The sequence below is a fragment of the Pseudomonas sp. IT-P12 genome (assembly GCF_949767465.1).
Lineage (GTDB): Bacteria > Pseudomonadota > Gammaproteobacteria > Pseudomonadales > Pseudomonadaceae > Aquipseudomonas.
The window spans coordinates 278304-295583 of record NZ_CATKPY010000024.1 but is presented as its reverse complement, the minus strand read 5'-3'; the positions used below and the strand labels follow the sequence as shown (position 1 = coordinate 295583).

General features: G+C 60.7%; 12 protein-coding genes. 5 read left to right on the top strand and 7 right to left on the bottom strand.

Annotated features, from left to right (window positions below):
* Positions 1–18: 18 nt before the first annotated feature.
* A complete protein-coding gene (glnK, locus tag ACM6IM_RS22245; protein WP_002555808.1) occupies positions 19–357 on the bottom strand; it encodes a P-II family nitrogen regulator in 339 nt (112 codons plus the stop codon).
* 418 nt (positions 358–775) lie between these two features.
* On the opposite strand from glnK, the gene ACM6IM_RS22240 reads away from it, so the two are divergent.
* Both ACM6IM_RS22240 and ACM6IM_RS22235 read left to right on the top strand, forming a co-directional pair.
* Positions 776–1036, top strand: a complete 261-nt coding sequence (locus ACM6IM_RS22240) for an accessory factor UbiK family protein (RefSeq protein WP_192307096.1) — start codon at positions 776–778, stop codon at positions 1034–1036.
* A 194-nt stretch (positions 1037–1230) separates the two neighbouring features.
* Entirely contained in the window at positions 1231–2724 is a 1494-nt protein-coding gene (locus ACM6IM_RS22235) for a YifB family Mg chelatase-like AAA ATPase (RefSeq protein WP_192307097.1), read from the top strand.
* A gap of 112 nt (positions 2725–2836) precedes the next feature.
* Here ACM6IM_RS22235 and ACM6IM_RS22230 read toward each other — a convergent pair whose 3' ends face one another.
* Complete coding sequence (locus ACM6IM_RS22230) at positions 2837–4813, bottom strand: methyl-accepting chemotaxis protein (protein WP_192307098.1); 1977 nt, start codon at positions 4811–4813, stop codon at positions 2837–2839.
* A gap of 180 nt (positions 4814–4993) precedes the next feature.
* Positions 4994–5914 (bottom strand): LysR substrate-binding domain-containing protein, encoded by a 921-nt coding sequence (locus tag ACM6IM_RS22225; protein ID WP_414866320.1) that lies wholly within the window; start codon positions 5912–5914, stop codon positions 4994–4996.
* Positions 5915–6072: 158 nt separating this feature from the next.
* Here ACM6IM_RS22225 and ACM6IM_RS22220 point away from each other — a divergent pair, with 158 nt between their 5' ends.
* Complete coding sequence (locus ACM6IM_RS22220) at positions 6073–7467, top strand: NorM family multidrug efflux MATE transporter (protein ID WP_192307372.1); 1395 nt, start codon at positions 6073–6075, stop codon at positions 7465–7467.
* Positions 7468–7517: 50 nt separating this feature from the next.
* On the opposite strand, the gene ACM6IM_RS22215 is transcribed toward ACM6IM_RS22220, so the two are convergent.
* Entirely contained in the window at positions 7518–9191 is a 1674-nt protein-coding gene (locus ACM6IM_RS22215) for a putative bifunctional diguanylate cyclase/phosphodiesterase (protein WP_414866319.1), read from the bottom strand.
* Between the two features lie 264 nt (positions 9192–9455).
* Between ACM6IM_RS22215 and rep the strand changes: the two genes are divergently transcribed.
* Positions 9456–11465, top strand: coding sequence for a DNA helicase Rep (gene rep / locus ACM6IM_RS22210; protein WP_192307101.1), 2010 nt, complete (start codon positions 9456–9458; stop codon positions 11463–11465).
* A gap of 191 nt (positions 11466–11656) precedes the next feature.
* Positions 11657–12229 carry a xanthine phosphoribosyltransferase gene (locus tag ACM6IM_RS22205; protein ID WP_201191430.1) on the top strand — a complete coding sequence of 191 codons (573 nt, stop codon included), beginning with the start codon at positions 11657–11659 and terminating at the stop codon, positions 12227–12229.
* 163 nt (positions 12230–12392) lie between these two features.
* On the opposite strand, the gene ACM6IM_RS22200 is transcribed toward ACM6IM_RS22205, so the two are convergent.
* From ACM6IM_RS22200 to tssI, 3 genes are read right to left on the bottom strand one after another with little or no spacing between them, the layout of a single operon-like run.
* Positions 12393–13079 carry a DUF2931 family protein gene (locus tag ACM6IM_RS22200; protein ID WP_414866318.1) on the bottom strand — a complete coding sequence of 229 codons (687 nt, stop codon included), beginning with the start codon at positions 13077–13079 and terminating at the stop codon, positions 12393–12395.
* 41 nt (positions 13080–13120) lie between these two features.
* Entirely contained in the window at positions 13121–13807 is a 687-nt protein-coding gene (locus ACM6IM_RS22195; RefSeq protein WP_201191426.1) for a DUF2931 family protein, read from the bottom strand.
* On the bottom strand, positions 13800–17186 hold the full coding sequence (tssI, locus tag ACM6IM_RS22190; protein ID WP_414866317.1) for a type VI secretion system tip protein TssI/VgrG: 3387 nt from the start codon (positions 17184–17186) through the stop codon (positions 13800–13802). The genes ACM6IM_RS22195 and tssI overlap by 8 nt, the downstream gene beginning before the upstream one ends.
* Positions 17187–17280: the final 94 nt, after the last annotated feature.

Genomic DNA, 17280 nt, shown 5'->3' with positions numbered 1-17280 from the left:
GTTGGGGTTTGTGGCGGCTTAGATTGCGTCGGTATCGGTTTCGCCGGTACGGATGCGAATCGCCTGTTCCAGATTGACCACGAAGATCTTGCCGTCACCGATCTTGCCGGTGTTGGCGGCCTTGGTTATCGCCTCGATAACCCGGTCGAGATCCTTGTCGTCAATGGCGACATCAATCTTCACCTTTGGCAGGAAATCGACCACGTACTCCGCGCCGCGATACAGCTCGGTGTGACCCTTCTGCCGACCGAAGCCTTTGACTTCAGTGACGGTAATGCCCTGCACGCCGATCTCGGACAACGACTCGCGCACGTCGTCCAACTTGAACGGCTTGATGATGGCAGTGACTAGCTTCATGAAAACTCTCTCCCGAATTGGTGGACTTGCCCCAGGAAAACAAACCCGTCTCAAGTCTAAGCGCAGTGCCTGGCTTTGTAACGCATCGTCGGCCTTACCTGCCCGTCCGACGCCAGCTAACCGCTCCGCGCGAAACACTTCCCCCGTTCCGCTTGGCGCACTGCATTCGTCACAGCGACTGCATCAGTGCATGGGTTACTACCGACTAAGCAGAAAGCTTGCCAGCTCGGCAAAAACCCCGGAATTCAATCGCTTGCCCGCATCAATAGGCCGTTGCGCTTTGATGGCCCGGCTTATACGCACAACAACGGTGCGTTGCCGTCCGTCCGTATGCGCGAAAAGCGTGCAGGACCAGTGGTCGGAATGGGCTTGGGACGCTGCGTGATACACTGCGGGCCTCGTTTACAGGACATTGCCCATGCTTGCGCCCAAAGACTTCCTCGACGCCCTGACCGGCACCGCCTCCCGTCTCTTCAGCGGCGACACGCCGCTGCCGAAAAGCGAAATCGAAAGCCAGTTCAAGATGCTGCTGCAAAGCGCCTTCAGCAAACTGGACCTGGTGAGCCGCGAAGAATTCGACAGCCAGATGGTCGTCCTTGCGCGCACCCGCGCCCGCCTGGAGGCGCTTGAAACCAAGGTCGCGGAAATGGAAGCGAAGCTGACCCCGCCAACCGAATGAAACTCGCGAGCGTGCCCGCTTGTACAGGGGCCTGCCTCGCTGATCGATCCAATTGAGCCTGCGTACCCCACCAGAACCGGCGCGCAACATCCTGCGAAACTTTGCCTTCGCTGTTGCCGCCCGAACCCCTGGCCCCCGTCTACCCTTAAAAAAAGCCGCAGGAAGCGGCCGTCTTATTTGCTCAAGGAACGACCATGTCCCTCTCCATCGTCCACAGCCGCGCCCAAGTCGGCGTGGATGCGCCTGCCGTTACCGTTGAAGTTCATCTGGCCAATGGTTTGCCGTCGTTGACCATGGTGGGTTTACCGGAGGCGGCGGTAAAGGAGAGTAAGGATCGCGTGCGCAGCGCGATCATCAATTCGGGGCTGCAGTTTCCGGCGCGGCGGATCACGCTGAATCTGGCGCCGGCAGACTTGCCCAAGGATGGCGGGCGGTTCGATCTGGCGATTGCCCTGGGGATTCTATCGGCGAGCGTGCAAGTGCCGACCTTGACCCTGGACAACGTAGAATGCCTGGGCGAACTGGCGTTGTCCGGCGAAGTCCGGCCCGTTCGCGGGGTGTTGCCGGCGGCGCTCGCGGCGCGCAGGGCCGGGCGTACGCTGGTGGTGCCCCGGGCGAATGCCGAAGAGGCGTGTCTGGCGTCGGGATTGAGGGTGATTGCGGTGGATCATCTGCTGCAGGCGGTGGCGCATTTCAACGGGCATACACCGGTTGAGCCTTATGCCTCGGACGGTCTGATCCACGCCGCCAAACCCTATCCCGACCTCAGCGAAGTGCAAGGCCAACTGGCGGCCAAGCGCGCGCTGCTGATTGCGGCAGCGGGGGCGCATAACCTGCTGTTCAGTGGACCGCCGGGCACGGGCAAGACCCTGCTCGCCAGCCGATTGCCGGGCTTGCTGCCACCCCTGGCCGAGCATGAAGCCCTGGAAGTCGCAGCGATTCAGTCAGTGGCCAGCGGCGCACCGCTGACCCATTGGCCGCAACGACCATTTCGCCAGCCCCATCACTCGGCGTCCGGTCCGGCGCTGGTCGGGGGCAGTTCAAAACCGCAGCCGGGCGAAATTACCCTGGCCCATCATGGCGTGCTGTTTCTCGATGAACTGCCGGAGTTTGATCGCAAGGTGCTGGAGGTGCTGAGAGAGCCGCTGGAGTCCGGGCATATCGTGATTGCCCGGGCCAGGGAACGCGTGCGCTTTCCGGCGCGCTTTCAGTTGGTGGCGGCGATGAACCCTTGCCCCTGCGGCTATCTTGGCGAGCCCACAGGCCGGTGTTCGTGCACGCCGGACATGGTGCAGCGCTACCGCAACAAACTGTCGGGGCCGCTGCTGGATCGCATCGACTTGCACCTGACCGTGGCCCGGGAAGCCACGGCGCTGAATCCGGCGGTAAAACCCGGCGAAGACACTGCATCAGCCGCCACGCGGGTGGCCGATGCACGCGAACGGCAGCACAGGCGCCAAGGCTGCGCCAATGCCTTCCTCGACCTGCCGGGCTTGCGCCGTCACTGCCACTTGTCCGCAACCGATGAAACGTGGCTGGAGACAGCCTGCGAACGATTGAACCTGTCACTGAGGTCCGCCCATCGACTGCTCAAGGTGGCGCGTACATTGGCGGATCTTGAGCAAGTCGAAGGCATTGCACGTGAGCATCTGGCCGAAGCGTTGCAGTATCGGCCAGCGACTCAGTAAGGCTCGGGATTGAGTCGTGCCCAATCGCGAGCAGGCTCGCTCCCACAATGGATCCGCATACACCGGACCTTGTGGGAGCGAGCCTGCTCGCGATAGCTATCTCAGCCGCACCTCAACGAAACCGGTCGACCTCGGACCGCAGATCTGCCGCCAGTTTCTCCAGCTCCTTGGCCGTGACGGCCAGGTTCGCCACCACTTCGCGCTGCTCGCTGTTGGCCAACGCAATGCTTTGCAGGTTGCTGCTGAGCAGGGTCGCGGTGCTGCTCTGTTCCTGGGTCGCGGTGGTAATCGCTGCGAATTGCTGGCCCGCCGAGCGGCTCTGTTCATCGATGCGCGCCAGCGCCGATGCGACGTTGGCGTTGCGCGACAGGCCTTCCTGCATCAGCACGTTGCCCTGCTCCATGGTGCTGATGGCGTTGCCGGTTTCCTGCTGGATGCTCTGGATCATGCCGGAGATCTCGTCAGTCGCCTGACGCGTGCGGGACGCCAGGTTGCGCACCTCATCGGCCACCACGGCAAAACCACGACCCTGCTCACCGGCACGGGCCGCTTCGATCGCCGCGTTGAGCGCCAGCAGGTTGGTTTGCTCGGCGATGGAAGTGATCGTCCCGACAATGCCGCCGATTTCCTGGGAACGCTGCCCCAGGGTGTTGATCACGGTTGCCGTGCTGTTCAAGGCACCCGCGATCTGTTCCAGGGACGACGACGCTTCGTCCATGGACGTACGACCGATCTGCGTTTGCTGGGCGTTTTCCTGCGCCAGACGCTGAGTGTTGCCCATGTTGTCGGCAATGTTCAGCGACGTGGCGCTGAACTCTTCCACGGCACCGGCCATGCTGGTGATTTCACCCGATTGCTGCTCCATCCCTTCATAGGCGCCACCGGACAGGCCGGACAGCGCCTGAGCGCGGCTGTTGACCTCTTGCGAGGCCTTGCGGATGTGCTCGACCATCGTCGACAGCGCCTGGCTCATCTGGTTGAAAGCACGGGCCAGTTGACCGATTTCATCGTTGCTCGACACATTCAGGCGCACGCTCAGGTCACCGGCACCGAGAGCTTCGGCCTGGCGTACCAGATCGCCCAGCGGCGCCAGCTTGCTGCGCAGCAGCCAGACGGCCGAGCCCACGGCGATCAGCATCGCCAGCAGACTGCCAATCGCCAGTTGAATCCCGACGCTCCAGGTTACCGCGCTGATCTCCTCCTGCGGCATGCTGGCCACGACCGACCACGGGCCGTCCTCGAAAGGCACGGAGACGCTGTAGAAGTCTTCGGACGTGTCGCTCCAGAAGCCGCCCTTGCTCGGCGTTTTCGACAGCGCGTTGATGGCCGGGGCGGCCTTGTCCAGCGCCTGGACGCCAGCGATCGGCACCAGCCAGTTGTTTTTCTCGTCCAGCAGCGCCAGAGAACCGGTCTGGCCGATGCGGAAGCGTTTCAGGTTGGCGAACTGAGCGTTCTGCGCATCGGTGTAGTCGAAGCCGACATACAGCACGGCAATCACCTTGCCGCTGCCATCGCGCACCGGCGTGTACTGCGACATGTAGTAGCGCTCGAACAACAGGGACCGGCCGACGAAGCTTTGCCCTGCCATCAGGCGGGCATATGCCGGGTTCGCGTGGTCGAGAACGGTGCCGATGGCACGACTGCCATCCTGTTTGCTGACGTTGGTACTGACCCGGATGAATTCTTCGCCGCTGCGCACGAAGACCGTGGCCACGCCTGCGGTCATCTGCTTGAACTCGTCCACTTCCTTGAAGTTGTTGTTGAGCACTTCATTGCCCAGGTGCAAGCCCGGTGTCTGCGTACCCGCGACACTGATCTGCTCCTCCGGGTGCACGCTCAGCCCCCCGGTAAAACGCTTTTCGAACAGCCCCGCCAGACGCTGGGTGCTTTCACGCAACGTGCCGTGAAAGGTACTCAGCTGATCGGCCAGCAAGCGGGCCTCACTGGCCAAGTGTTCCTCACGGGTGGCGAGGTTGGCAGTGTCCAGCGAACGCAGGGCAAACAAGGTACTGCCGGTGATGACGACCGCCAGTATCACGGCTAGCGCAAGGCCGAGCTGTGAGGCAATCCGGGCACGGGGTTGAGACATGACGGCTCCTGGCCGAGCGACCACTCTTCCTTGATTGGCTGCTCAGCAAATTTTTCTAATAATGGGAATTGCTCAGAACCTGCACGAGGGTTCCACAATCATACTTTCGGCGCGAATCCCTAATACTTGAGTGGGTATCTCGGATATCTTGCAAGCCCGTAACCACGGGCGCGCAAACGTTCAACACAGGTGCTCGACCGCCGGCAGTTTCATGGCCTGAACCTCGCCCAGCAGGAAATCGCTGAGGCGGCGCAATCGTTCACCTCCGGGGCGGGTTTTCGGCCAGACCAGGTAATAATGCTCACCGCTGGCGACGGCGGTCGGCCACGGCAGACTCAGGCGCCCCTGCGCCACATCCTCGGCCACCATCAGCAGGTCGCCCATCGAGACGCCATAGCCCCGGGCCGCCGCGATCATCCCCAACTCCAGCGTGTCGAACACCTGGCCGCCCTTGAGCGATACCTGATCGGTCAGGCCCATGCGCTCCAGCCAACTGCGCCAGTCACGCCGGTCCGGCGTCGGGTGCAACAGCTCGGCATTGGCCAGACGCGTGACATCCCACGGCTGGTCGTTGAGCAGATTCGGCGCGCCCACCGGGATCAGCTCTTCCGGGAACAGCAAGGTGGCTTCCCAGTCCGGCGGGAACCGCCCGTTGCCGAGGATCACGGCGCAGTCGAAGGGCTCGTGGTTGAAGTCCACCGAATCGATGTCCATCCAGGCGCTGGTCAACTGCACTTCGTTGCCCGGTTGCAGGTGGCGGAACCGGCTCAGCCGCGCCAGCAACCAGCGCATGGTCAGGGTCGACGGGGCTTTCATACGCAGAATGTCATCTTCGGCGCGCAAGGTGTTGCACGCCCGCTCGAGTGCGGTGAAACCTTCGCGAATGCCCGGCAGGATCAACCGCGCCGACTCGGTCAGTTGCAAATGGCGCCCGCTGCGATGAAACAAGCGGCAGGCGAAATGCTCTTCGAGTGTACGAATGTGCCGACTGACTGCGCTCTGCGTAATCGACAGCTCTTCGGCGGCGCGAGTAAACGAGCTATGCCGCGCCGCCGCTTCGAAGGCACGAAGGGCGTAAAGGGGTGGGAGGCGACGAGACACCAGGAATACTCCGACAGCGTAATCCCATCAATCTATCAGAAGCCTCTCTAGATGAGTTTTTATCATGCCACCCATCCTATTTATCCCTTTGTGAAAACCCCGCAGAGCGCCGAGAATCGACGCTTTCCTGTTCTCTTTGACGATTGGGCGTGATGATCATGCAACATCCGGTGCGCACTGAACTCTGGGCCATCCTGCGGCTGGCGGGGCCGTTGATTGCCTCGCAGTTGGCGCACATGCTGATGGTCCTTACCGACACCCTGATGATGGCGCGCCTGAGCCCCGAAGCGCTGGCCGGCGGCGGGCTCGGGGCGGCGACTTACTCATTTGTTTCGATTTTTTGCATCGGCGTGATTGCGGCGGTGGGCACGCTGGTGGCGATCCGTCACGGTGCCGGCGATATTCCCGGCGCGGCGCGGCTGACCCAGGCCGGGTTGTGGCTGGCCTGGTTGATGGCCCTGGTGGCCGCGCTGCTGTTGTGGAACATCGAACCGGTCCTGCTGCTGTTCGGCCAGACCGAGAGCAACGTGCAGGCAGCCGGGCAATTCCTGCTGATCCTGCCGTTCGCCCTGCCCGGCTACCTGAGCTTCATGGCCCTGCGTGGTTTCACCAGCGCCATTGGCCGGCCAACACCGGTGATGGTCATCAGCCTGGGCGGCACCGTGGCCAACTTCGTGCTCAACTACGCATTGATCACGGGCATGTTCGGTCTGCCGAAACTGGGCCTGGTGGGCATCGGCCTGGTCACCGCGATTGTTGCCAATCTCATGGCACTGGCGCTGGCGTGGCACATTCGGCGGCACCCGGCCTACGACGCCTATCCATTGCGCCAGGGGCTGTCACGGCCCAACCGCCAGTATCTGAAAGAGATGTGGCGCCTGGGCCTGCCGATTGGCGGCACCTACGCGGTGGAGGTCGGGCTGTTCGCGTTCGCGGCGCTGTGCATGGGCACCATGGGCAGTACGCAACTGGGCGCGCACCAGATCGCGCTGCAGATCGTCTCGGTGGCATTCATGATTCCGGCGGGGCTGTCCTACGCGATCACCATGCGCATCGGCCAGCATTACGGCGCCGGTCAACTGCAGGATGCACGGATGTCCGGACGGGTCGGCATCGCCTTCGGGGCCGCAGCGATGCTGGGCTTCGCGATGGTCTTCTGGCTGTTGCCGAACCCGTTGATCGGACTGTTCCTGGACCACAACGACCCGGCCTTCCGCCCGGTGATCGAATTGGCGGTGAGCCTGTTGGCAGTCGCCGCCTGGTTCGAATTGTTCGACGGCACGCAAACCATCGCCATGGGCTGCATTCGCGGGCTCAAGGACGCCAAGACCACGTTCCTGGTCGGCCTGGGTTGCTACTGGCTGATTGGCGCGCCCGCCGCCTGGTGGATGGCGTTCCATTTGAACTGGGGGCCGACGGGCGTCTGGTGGGGTTTGGCCCTGGGCCTGGCGTGCGCAGCGGTGAGCCTGACACTGGCATTCGAGTGGAAGATGCAGCGGATGATCCGGCGGGAGTCGTCAACACGGCGTTTTGCAATCGCCCAACCGGACTGAAATCCATATGGGGGGGAGCGAGCCTGCTCGCCCCCACCTTTGTCCTGTGATCAGACAACCACTTCCAGCGCCGGCTGCTGGTTGCTGCCAAACATCAAGAAATCCACCAGCTCCGCCAACGGCAACGGCTTGCTGATCAGGTAGCCCTGCACCTGGTCGCAGCCGAAGCCTCGCAACAGGTCCAGCTGCTCCGGCGTTTCCACCCCTTCGGCGACCACTTCGAGATTGAGGTTATGCGCCAGGTTGATCATCGCGTGGACCAGTTTGCGGTTCTCCTCGCGCTCTTCCATGCCGCCGACAAAGCTCTTGTCGACCTTCAACAGGGCGATCGGCAGGCTGTTGAGGTGCACGAAGGATGAGAAGCCGGTGCCGAAATCGTCCAGCGAGAAACGCACGCCGAGGCGCCCGAGGGCATCCATGGTCTGTTGCACCAGATCGCTGCGCCGCATGACCGCCGTTTCGGTCAGTTCGAACTCCAGCCATTGCGCCTCGACGCCACGCTCGGCAATCAACCGGCTCAGGGTCGACAGCAACTGGCTGTCCTGAAACTGCCGGAACGACAGGTTGATCGCCATGTGCAGCGCCGGCAGGCCGCGTTCACGCAACACCTGCATGTCGCGCAACGCCCGGGAGATCACCCAGTAACCCAGCGGCACAATCAGGCCGCTCTGCTCGGCCAGCGGCACGAATTCGCTCGGTGGCAACAGGCCGCGCTCGGAGTGACGCCAGCGCACCAGGGCTTCGAGGCCGACGATCTGCCCGTCCTCGAGGTTCAGGCGTGGCTGGTAATGCAACTCCAGCTCATCGCGGCGCAACGCCCGGCGCAGCTCGCTTTCAAGGTCGGCCATGCTGCGGGCATTGCGGTTGATGCGTTCGTTGAAGATGTGAAAGGTGCAGCCCTGGGTGCTCTTGGCCTGCTGCATGGCGATGTGTGCGTGCCACATCAGCGGATCGGCGCCGGCCTGGGCACGGGCGTGGGCGATGCCCAGGCTGGAGCCGATCAACAGACTCTCGCCGTCGACCCAGTAGGGTTCGGCCAGCGCTTCGGTGATGCGTTCGGCCATCCACTCGGCGCGTTGCGGCGCGCGGCGGGTGTCGATCAGCAGGGCGAATTCATCGCTGCCCAGCCGCGCCAGCTGATCGCCGGCTTCCAGCTGGCTTTTCAGGCGTGCGACCACTTGCAGGATCAGGCGGTCGCCGGCCTGATGGCCAAGGGCGTCGTTGGCGTGGCGGAAGTTGTCGAGGTCAAGGTGACCGAGGGCCAGGCCACGGCCTTCGTTTTCCGCCAGCCGCGCGGCCAGCAGGGTCTGGAAGCCCTGGCGGTTGGCAATGCCGGTCAACGGGTCCTGCTCGGCCAGGCGCTGCAGAGTGTTTTCCAGCAGACCGCGCTCGCGTACATGCCGCAGGCAGCGACGCAACATGCCCGCGTCGAGGTGATCGCGCACCAACCAGTCGCTCACGCCATCGGGCGGCAGTTGCGGCTCCTGTTCGAGCAGCAACACCGTCGGCAAATTGCACCGGCCCGGCGCGGGTTGAAGGGCCGGGACCGTCAACAACACCGCGCTGCGGTTGTCATCGAACAGAGTGCTGACCGATTCCCAGCTCGGAGCGCTGATGAGCACGGCCGAGCTCCCCATCGGAGCCAGACACTCGCGCAACAACGCTGCCCACGCTGGCTCTTCAGCCAGTAGCAGCAAACGCAAGGGTTCGACAGGCGTAGACAAGCTAGCTCCCTAGACTCTGCAATGATGAGGCGGCTGGCATTATGCCGTGCTGATAACCAATGACCAAATGGCATCCATTATCAGACGAGGTCCTTGTATCCGGAATTACGTACATTAGACGTAAATTCTCCGCGCATCCTGCGTGAAAGTATCAAAACCGGCAAATATGAATCGCGTGTTACGTCACAAGTCGGAGAGAGCAGCACAATTCTCTGAGCCTGTTAAAATGCCGGCCCATTTCTTGACTGACTCCTGAATTCATCTATGTCCCGACTCAATCCCCGGCAGCAGGAAGCCGTGAGCTACGTCGGCGGCCCTCTTTTGGTGCTCGCCGGTGCTGGCTCCGGCAAGACCAGTGTAATCACGCGCAAGATCGCGCACCTGATCCAGAACTGCGGCATTCGCGCGCAGTACATCGTCGCCATGACGTTTACCAACAAGGCCGCGCGCGAGATGAAGGAGCGGGTCGGCACCCTGCTGCGTGCCGGTGAAGGCCGGGGCCTGACGGTGTGCACGTTCCACAACCTGGGGCTGAACATCATCCGCAAGGAACACGTGCGGCTGGGCTACAAACCGGGCTTCTCGATCTTCGACGAGACCGACGTCAAGGCCCTGATGACGGACATCATGCAGAAGGAATACGCGGGCGACGACGGCGTCGACGAGATCAAGAACATGATCGGCGCCTGGAAAAACGACCTGATCCTGCCGGCCGTGGCCCTGGAAAACGCGCGCAACCCCAAGGAACAGACCGCCGCCATCGTCTACACCCACTACCAGCGCACGCTCAAGGCGTTCAACGCGGTGGACTTCGACGACCTGATCCTGCTGCCGGTGAAGCTGTTCGAAGAGCACGCCGACATTCTGGAAAAATGGCAGAACAAGGTGCGCTACCTGCTGGTGGACGAATACCAGGACACCAACGCCAGCCAGTACCTGCTGGTGAAAATGCTCATCGGCAAGCGCAACCAGTTCACGGTGGTGGGCGACGACGACCAGTCGATCTACGCCTGGCGTGGTGCGCGGCCGGAAAACCTGATGCTGCTCAAGGACGACTATCCGTCCTTGAAAGTGGTGATGCTGGAGCAGAACTACCGCTCCACCAGCCGTATCCTGCGCTGCGCCAACGTGCTGATCTCGAACAACCCGCACGAATTCGAGAAGCAGCTGTGGAGCGAAATGGGTCACGGCGACGAGATCCGCGTGATCCGCTGCCGCAACGAAGACGCCGAGGCCGAACGCGTGGCCATGGAAATTCTCAGCCTGCATTTGCGCACCGACCGGCCCTACAGCGATTTCGCGATCCTGTATCGCGGTAACTATCAGGCCAAGCTGATCGAGTTGAAGCTGCAGCACCATCAGGTGCCGTATCGCCTGTCCGGCGGCAACAGCTTTTTCGGACGCCAGGAAGTGAAAGACCTGATGGCCTACTTCCGCCTGATCGTGAACCCGGACGACGACAACGCCTTCCTGCGGGTGATCAACGTCCCACGCCGGGAAATCGGTTCGACCACCCTGGAAAAGCTGGGCAACTACGCCACCGAACGCAAGATCTCGATGTACGCCGCCACCGACGAGATCGGCTTGGGCGAGCACCTGGACAGCCGCTTCACCGATCGCCTGTCGCGCTTCAAGCGCTTCATGGACAAGGTCCGCGAACAGTGCGCCGGCGAAGACCCGATCTCGGCGCTGCGCAGCATGGTCATGGACATCGACTACGAGAACTGGCTGCGCACCAACAGCTCCAGCGACAAGGCCGCCGATTACCGCATGGGTAACGTGTGGTTCCTGATCGAAGCCTTGAAGAACACCCTGGAAAAGGACGAAGACGGCGAAATGACCGTCGAAGACGCCATTGGCAAACTCGTCCTGCGCGACATGCTGGAGCGTCAGCAGGAAGAGGAAGACGGTGCCGAGGGCGTGCAGATGATGACCTTGCATGCCTCCAAGGGCCTGGAGTTCCCCTACGTGTTCATCATGGGCATGGAAGAGGAAATCCTCCCGCACCGCTCCAGCATCGAAGCCGACACCATCGAAGAGGAGCGTCGCCTGGCCTACGTAGGGATCACCCGAGCGCGCCAGACGCTGGCGTTCACCTTCGCCGCCAAGCGCAAGCAGTACGGCGAGATCATCGATTGCGCACCGAGCCGCTTCCTCGACGAGCTGCCACCAGACGACCTGGCCTGGGAAGGCAACGACGACACCCCGACCGAAGTCAAAGCCGTTCGCGGCAATAGCGCATTGGCGGATATACGCGCGATGTTAAAGCGCTAGAATTGACCACTTTTACTTAGACCCGGCATTTCCAGGCGCTGTGAAAACGTAGCGAGCGAGATAGGACAAGGCAAAACAGCGAGGAAGCGGAGTTTGCTGGCTGCAAATGAGCATTCCGAGCCTGTTTTCAACGCAGGATTATCGAGCGCAGTCGTTTTTCCAGTGCCTGGGCGCCAATTGAGGACAGCTTCATGGACGCCCTGCACAAAAAAATCCGCGAAGAAGGCATCGTGCTTTCCGACCAGGTCCTGAAAGTCGACGCCTTTCTGAACCACCAGATCGACCCGGTCCTGATGAAGCAGATCGGCGATGAGTTTGCCGCGCTGTTCAAGGATTCGGGCATCACCAAGATCGTCACGATCGAAGCTTCGGGCATCGCCCCGGCGATCATGACCGGCCTGAACCTGGGCGTACCGGTGATTTTTGCGCGCAAGCACCAGTCCCTGACCCTGACCGAAAACCTGTTGTCGGCGACCGTGTACTCGTTCACCAAGCAGACCGAAAGCACCGTGGCGATCTCCCCGCGCCACCTGACCAGCAGCGACCGCGTGCTGATCATCGATGACTTCCTGGCCAACGGCAAAGCGTCCCAGGCACTGATCTCGATCATCAAGCAGGCCGGCGCCACCGTGGCAGGCCTGGGCATCGTGATCGAGAAGTCGTTCCAGGGCGGCCGCGCCGAGCTGGATGCGCAGGGTTATCGGGTTGAGTCGCTGGCGCGGGTGCAGTCGCTGGCGGGCGGTGAAGTGACCTTCATCGACTAACCCGGCAACGCCGCGTTGCCCCTGTGGGAGCGAGCCTGCTCGCGAAGGCGGTGTTTCAGTCCATGTTTTCATCGACTGAAACACCGCCTTCGCGAGCAGGCTCGCTCCCACAGTCGTTTGGGGGTCGCTGTTATTGCTTGGTCATCGGCAACCCTGTGACGCCTTACCAACTTCCGTAGGGAATACCGAACTTCTCGATGTAGGCTTTGGACTCTTCCAAAAGGGGGTAATAAGCTCCGCCTGATTGGCCCTCGTACGGGCCTTTGGAGTGGATTTTGCCCTGAACCCGGGTGACTTCGATTGCTGTCAAACACGGCCCTTCTACCCAGACTTTAGCAATACCGCCCGGGGCCAGGCCCACCACCAACAACTTCCGATATTGCGTGATGACCTTGCCGTTAAACGCACAAAACACTTCCTCGCGCTTAGCCATCTGCTGTCTAACTGATTCAGGAATCTCGATGAAGGCATGATAGGTTTGTGGTTCGGCCAAAGACTGCCAGCGTACGTACACCAGACGGGGTAGATCGGCCCCGGTTACATACCGGCCTTTTCCTCCGGGCTCTTCAGGCCATCCCGCTGGTTTACCCCTGAATTCGGACGGCACGCCTTTACTCATTCCGCGTGGATACGCCATAGCCGGTATACCGCCGCCCGCCCTCCAGAACACTCGATCATTGATATCAACAACATCGGCCGTTTCGATCCAAACCTCCATGTAGTCGGGAGCAAAAAAATCCAGGCTCCACGCGTCGTATGGCAATGGCCGGATTTTGTGCATGCACCCGCTCAATAGAAGCGCGAACACGACTGCGTAACCTGTTTTGATCAGCGATGAGTGCTTCAGCATTGAAAGTCCATCCGGTCGTGGTTTCGGTAATGGTTCGAGAGCTACCAGGAGCCATAGGGAATACCGAACTTCTCGACGTAGGCTTTGGACTCTTCCAAAAGTGGGTAATAAGTTCCGCCTGATTGTCCCTCGTAGGGGCCTTTGGGATTGATTGTGCCCTGCACCCGAACAACCTCGGTGGACAGCAGACATTGGCCGCCCAGCCACACCTTGGCAATTCCGCCAGGTGCCAAGCCCACGATCAACATGTCCCGGTAATCCGTTATCCATTTACCATCCGCACGGCAATACGTTTTTTCACCTTGAAGCATGGTCTTGCGCGCCGATTCAGGGATCTCGATATACGCTTCATAGGTCTGCGGTTCGGCAATGGACTGCCAGCGTACATAGACCAGGCGAGGCAGGTCGGCATTCCTCACAAATCGACCTTTCCCTCCGGGATGCTCAGGCCATCCTTTTGGATCACCCTTGAAACGGGCCGGTATGCCTTTACTGAACGGCCGGGGATACATAGACGCGGGAATTCCCCTGCCCGCCCCCCGAAACACCCGCTCCTTGATATCCACGACATCCGCCGTTTCGATCCAAACATCCATGTAGTCCAGAGAAAAAAATCTGAGACTCCAATCGTCATACGGGAGTGATCGGTGGTCGGCAAAAGCGCATCCGCCCAACAGTGGGATCAGCAGCGCGAAACCTGATTTGAGTATCCATAGGCACTTACTCATTGGGGTGCACCACTCGTGCATAGTTTTCAGCGGGGCGGTCGATAAAGATGATGTCCAGGTCGCTGTTGTTCCAGCCTTTGGCAGCGTTCCAGTGGGCAGATAGATGGATGTAGCGTTCATAGAGCAACGCCTCTTCAGAGGTACTCAAGCCCGCATTGCGAGTTTCGCCCAGTGCGTAGGCCATGAGTTTTTGCGCAATGGTTCGCAGTTCCGCCGGCAACGCCAACCTAAGGTCTGCATCGTTTATAACGCGAAAAGGCACATCATTTTTTGCTGCCAGCTCACGCATGATGCGCAGATAAATCAACGCCAGATCGTTGCGCACCATGCGCCGGCTGTGGACTGCCGCGTAGACCGTTTTCGATCGGTATCGATCACCCTTGACGCTGCTGGCTGTCTCCAGCGACCAGGTTTTCACCTCCGGAGCAAGCCCGTACAGATGCAGTTGATCCCAAATTCGTCCAAGGTCGTACTGAGCCCGTCTGAAGGCGGAGGTGTCGGTAGAAGGCGTGTACAAGTCCACGTCACGGCTGCAATGCGGACGGCTGAGCAAGACCCGTTCCGTGATGTTCGGAATATAGCCGCCACCCAGGTCAGAGTGAGCACCTGGCAGCCTTATATCGGCTGCGCCGGCGCTGTTGAGCGAAAAGTTGTGGCGACGTTCGTCCTTCGCCACCAAATGCACGACCTTTTTTGCGATATCGGGCGCCAGGTACACATTGACGCCAGGGTTTATGGCGTCGTGGACGCTGAGATCACCGGCGGCAATACCCGCTACTGCGGCAGCCGTGTCGAAGATGCCGATAAAGTTGATGGACACATCCGTCTTACTGTGCCAACTAAAGCCCTCAGCGAAACCAGGAAAATCCTTCAGGGCCGAAGCCAGAACACTTTGGCCGCCCTTCATGACCTCATTCGCAAAGTGCCGTGCCGCGGCGGCTCCTCGACTGAAGCCGAAAATGTCGAACTCGATTCGCTCGATATAACGTCCCGGATTGCTTAGGCAAAATCGCTGAAGTTTGTCAGTCATTACTACGGGACTCTGCTTAACCCTCCCCAATACACCATGTTCACCCACCCCAGTCGCCTGTGAAAAAAGTGCATCCGCTTCGCCACTGCGGGTACCGATGCCATCCAGATACACCGAGATGTACCCTATGGTTTCTTCCTCAGCCAGTCGCCGCTGACTGTCATCGGTGTATAGCTCATGGAGCTTCGCCACGTTGCTCGTGTCATTGCCAAAGCTGTTATCCGGCGCACTGCCGTCACGGCCATACCCATTCTTCTCACAAAACCGCTGGATATCCTCAGCCTCTTCCACCAGATTCACATCCCGCGCATGACACCCGGCCACCATTTCACTGTTGAATCGGTTATTCCCGGTGCCATCAAAAAACACCCCGATGCGCAACGTGATGCCTTCCTGCTCGACTTCTTCCTCCTCTTCCTCCAGCTCATCCGATTCATCCGCTTTCGAGGCCAAAGGCTCAGGCGATGCAGGCGCCGGATTGGCAACGGTATTTGCGTCAGACGAGACCGGCAGTGCCTGTAGCGGCGCAACACCGGCCATTGGCGCGCCACCCTCGACGACAGGCACGCTGCTGAAAATTCCGGCGGCATTGATGACGAGGTGATGTCCCCCCGCCGTCAGCGTCAGGCTCATGCCCGCATCGATGACCACATCGGGCGCGGTGACGTGGGCCTGTTGACCGGCCTGGATCACCAGCGAGCCTGCGCAGGTGGTGCTGCTGTTGCCATCGATGGTGACCCACTCATCCGCGCCGATCACCGTGCTGCGCACGCCATGGGTGGTGTGCGACTCATCGCCCTTGATCAGGCAGTGGCTGTTATTGAGGATCAGTTGCTCGAGGTCACGTTGCGCACGCAGGTAGATTTTTTCCAGCCCGGCACGGTCTTCAATCGACAGCTCGTTGTAGCCACCGTTAGGCGGTGAACTGTGGCTGCGCAGTACCGTTCTGGTTTTGTTCTGGGGCAGTGAATGGGCAACGGGCATGACCTTGTTGGCCACGCAACCGATGATCAACGGTTGGTCAGGATCGCCTTCCTGGAAGGTCACCACCACTTCCATGCCGATGCGCGGGATCGTGACCGCGCCAAATCCGTCTCCCGCCCAGCTGGACGCCACCCGTAACCAGCAGCTGCTGTGCTCGCTGTTGTGCTCGGTCCGGTCCCAGTGAAACTCGACTTTCACGCGACCGTATTCATCGCAGTAAATCTCTTCGCCGGCCGGCCCGGTGACGCGGGCGGTCTGGCTGACCAGCGGGGGTCTTGGTACGGGCATCGGCGGCCGATAGCACACATCGCTGGGGATCGCGCTGAAACTGTTGCGGTAGCCCTGGGTAAAACCGTCGGGCGTTTTGTCGTCGCTGACAAAGGCTTCTTCCAGAGATTGGGGCTGCTTGCCGTGGTGCGTCACGCTGAGCAGCAGCCATAGATCGTTGTACGTTTTGCGCCGATGCTCGTTCAGGTCGAACAGATGACCACTGCGCAGCGTCGGTTGATTGCTTGTCCCCTCGGCCAACTCATAGTCACGGCGATGCCGCTCCAGCGCCTGGCGAACGAGCTGTTTGCCTTGCTTCTCCGTGTTCACGAGCAACAGATAGCGATAGTCCTCGAGCTCGGGGCGGAACGGCTCGGTGAAGCGATTTTCCAGCCGCCTGGTCGGGCGTTGCAGGTCGTAGTGGCGGCGCGTGACGGTGCTGGTGCGCGTTCTGAATCCTACGGCGAAACGGCTCACCACCGGATGTTCGGCGACCATGCCGGCGGCGTGTCGAAAAGGCGTGGCGCCCAGCTTCGGGAAAAACACCGGGTCTTCGGTGAACACCAGCAAATGCCCTTCAGGCGAATGCTGGTAATGCCATGCGATGCCGTCTTCGGCGCACAGGCGCTGGATGAATTCGAAGTCGCTTTCCCCGTACTGCGTGCAGTACTCGCGTTCGGCGCTGGTGCGGACATGAAAGGTAAATACATCCGTCTGCAGGCCATGCTGCTGGAGCACCTGAGTGACAATTTGCGGCACCGTCAGATGCTGAAAAATCCGTTGGTTGAAGCTGAACTGCAAATAGTGCAACGCGGGTACGAGCGCCAGGCGATAGTGGGTCAGGCGCGTGCCGGGGTCGCCTGCGACCACCTCTTCGATATGGCCATGAAGGCCTTCGCCATTCAGGCCGAATTGTAAAAACGCTGGTTGGCTGAGCAGGCTTTCCAGATCGAAATCGGGGTCTTCGCTGACCAGTTCAATGTGGATGGCATAGAGCTCACTGATGGCCTCGGTGCCTTTGAAACTCAGGACTTTGAAGTCGTGGTGAACGTTGGGGATGGTGAGTGTGAATTGGGGGGCATTGGCGGCTGCGAGCATGCGCTTATCCTTTTGCTTCTTCAGCTCATCCTTGAGCCGACAGATGAAGAGTTACGACGCTCCAGTCATGTGTAGCCTGAGCGCTTCGCAAGAG

What these genes read in the sequence shown, in the direction of transcription:
- glnK (WP_002555808.1), bottom strand. Translation starts at nt 357, where the DNA reads ATGAAGCTAGTCACTGCCATCATCAAGCCGTTCAAGTTGGACGACGTG.
- ACM6IM_RS22240 (WP_192307096.1), top strand. Translation starts at nt 776, where the DNA reads ATGCTTGCGCCCAAAGACTTCCTCGACGCCCTGACCGGCACCGCCTCC.
- ACM6IM_RS22235 (WP_192307097.1), top strand. Translation starts at nt 1,231, where the DNA reads ATGTCCCTCTCCATCGTCCACAGCCGCGCCCAAGTCGGCGTGGATGCG.
- ACM6IM_RS22230 (WP_192307098.1), bottom strand. Translation starts at nt 4,813, where the DNA reads ATGTCTCAACCCCGTGCCCGGATTGCCTCACAGCTCGGCCTTGCGCTA.
- ACM6IM_RS22220 (WP_192307372.1), top strand. Translation starts at nt 6,073, where the DNA reads ATGCAACATCCGGTGCGCACTGAACTCTGGGCCATCCTGCGGCTGGCG.
- rep (WP_192307101.1), top strand. Translation starts at nt 9,456, where the DNA reads ATGTCCCGACTCAATCCCCGGCAGCAGGAAGCCGTGAGCTACGTCGGC.
- ACM6IM_RS22205 (WP_201191430.1), top strand. Translation starts at nt 11,657, where the DNA reads ATGGACGCCCTGCACAAAAAAATCCGCGAAGAAGGCATCGTGCTTTCC.
- ACM6IM_RS22200 (WP_414866318.1), bottom strand. Translation starts at nt 13,079, where the DNA reads ATGCTGAAGCACTCATCGCTGATCAAAACAGGTTACGCAGTCGTGTTC.
- ACM6IM_RS22195 (WP_201191426.1), bottom strand. Translation starts at nt 13,807, where the DNA reads ATGAGTAAGTGCCTATGGATACTCAAATCAGGTTTCGCGCTGCTGATC.
- tssI (WP_414866317.1), bottom strand. Translation starts at nt 17,186, where the DNA reads ATGCTCGCAGCCGCCAATGCCCCCCAATTCACACTCACCATCCCCAAC.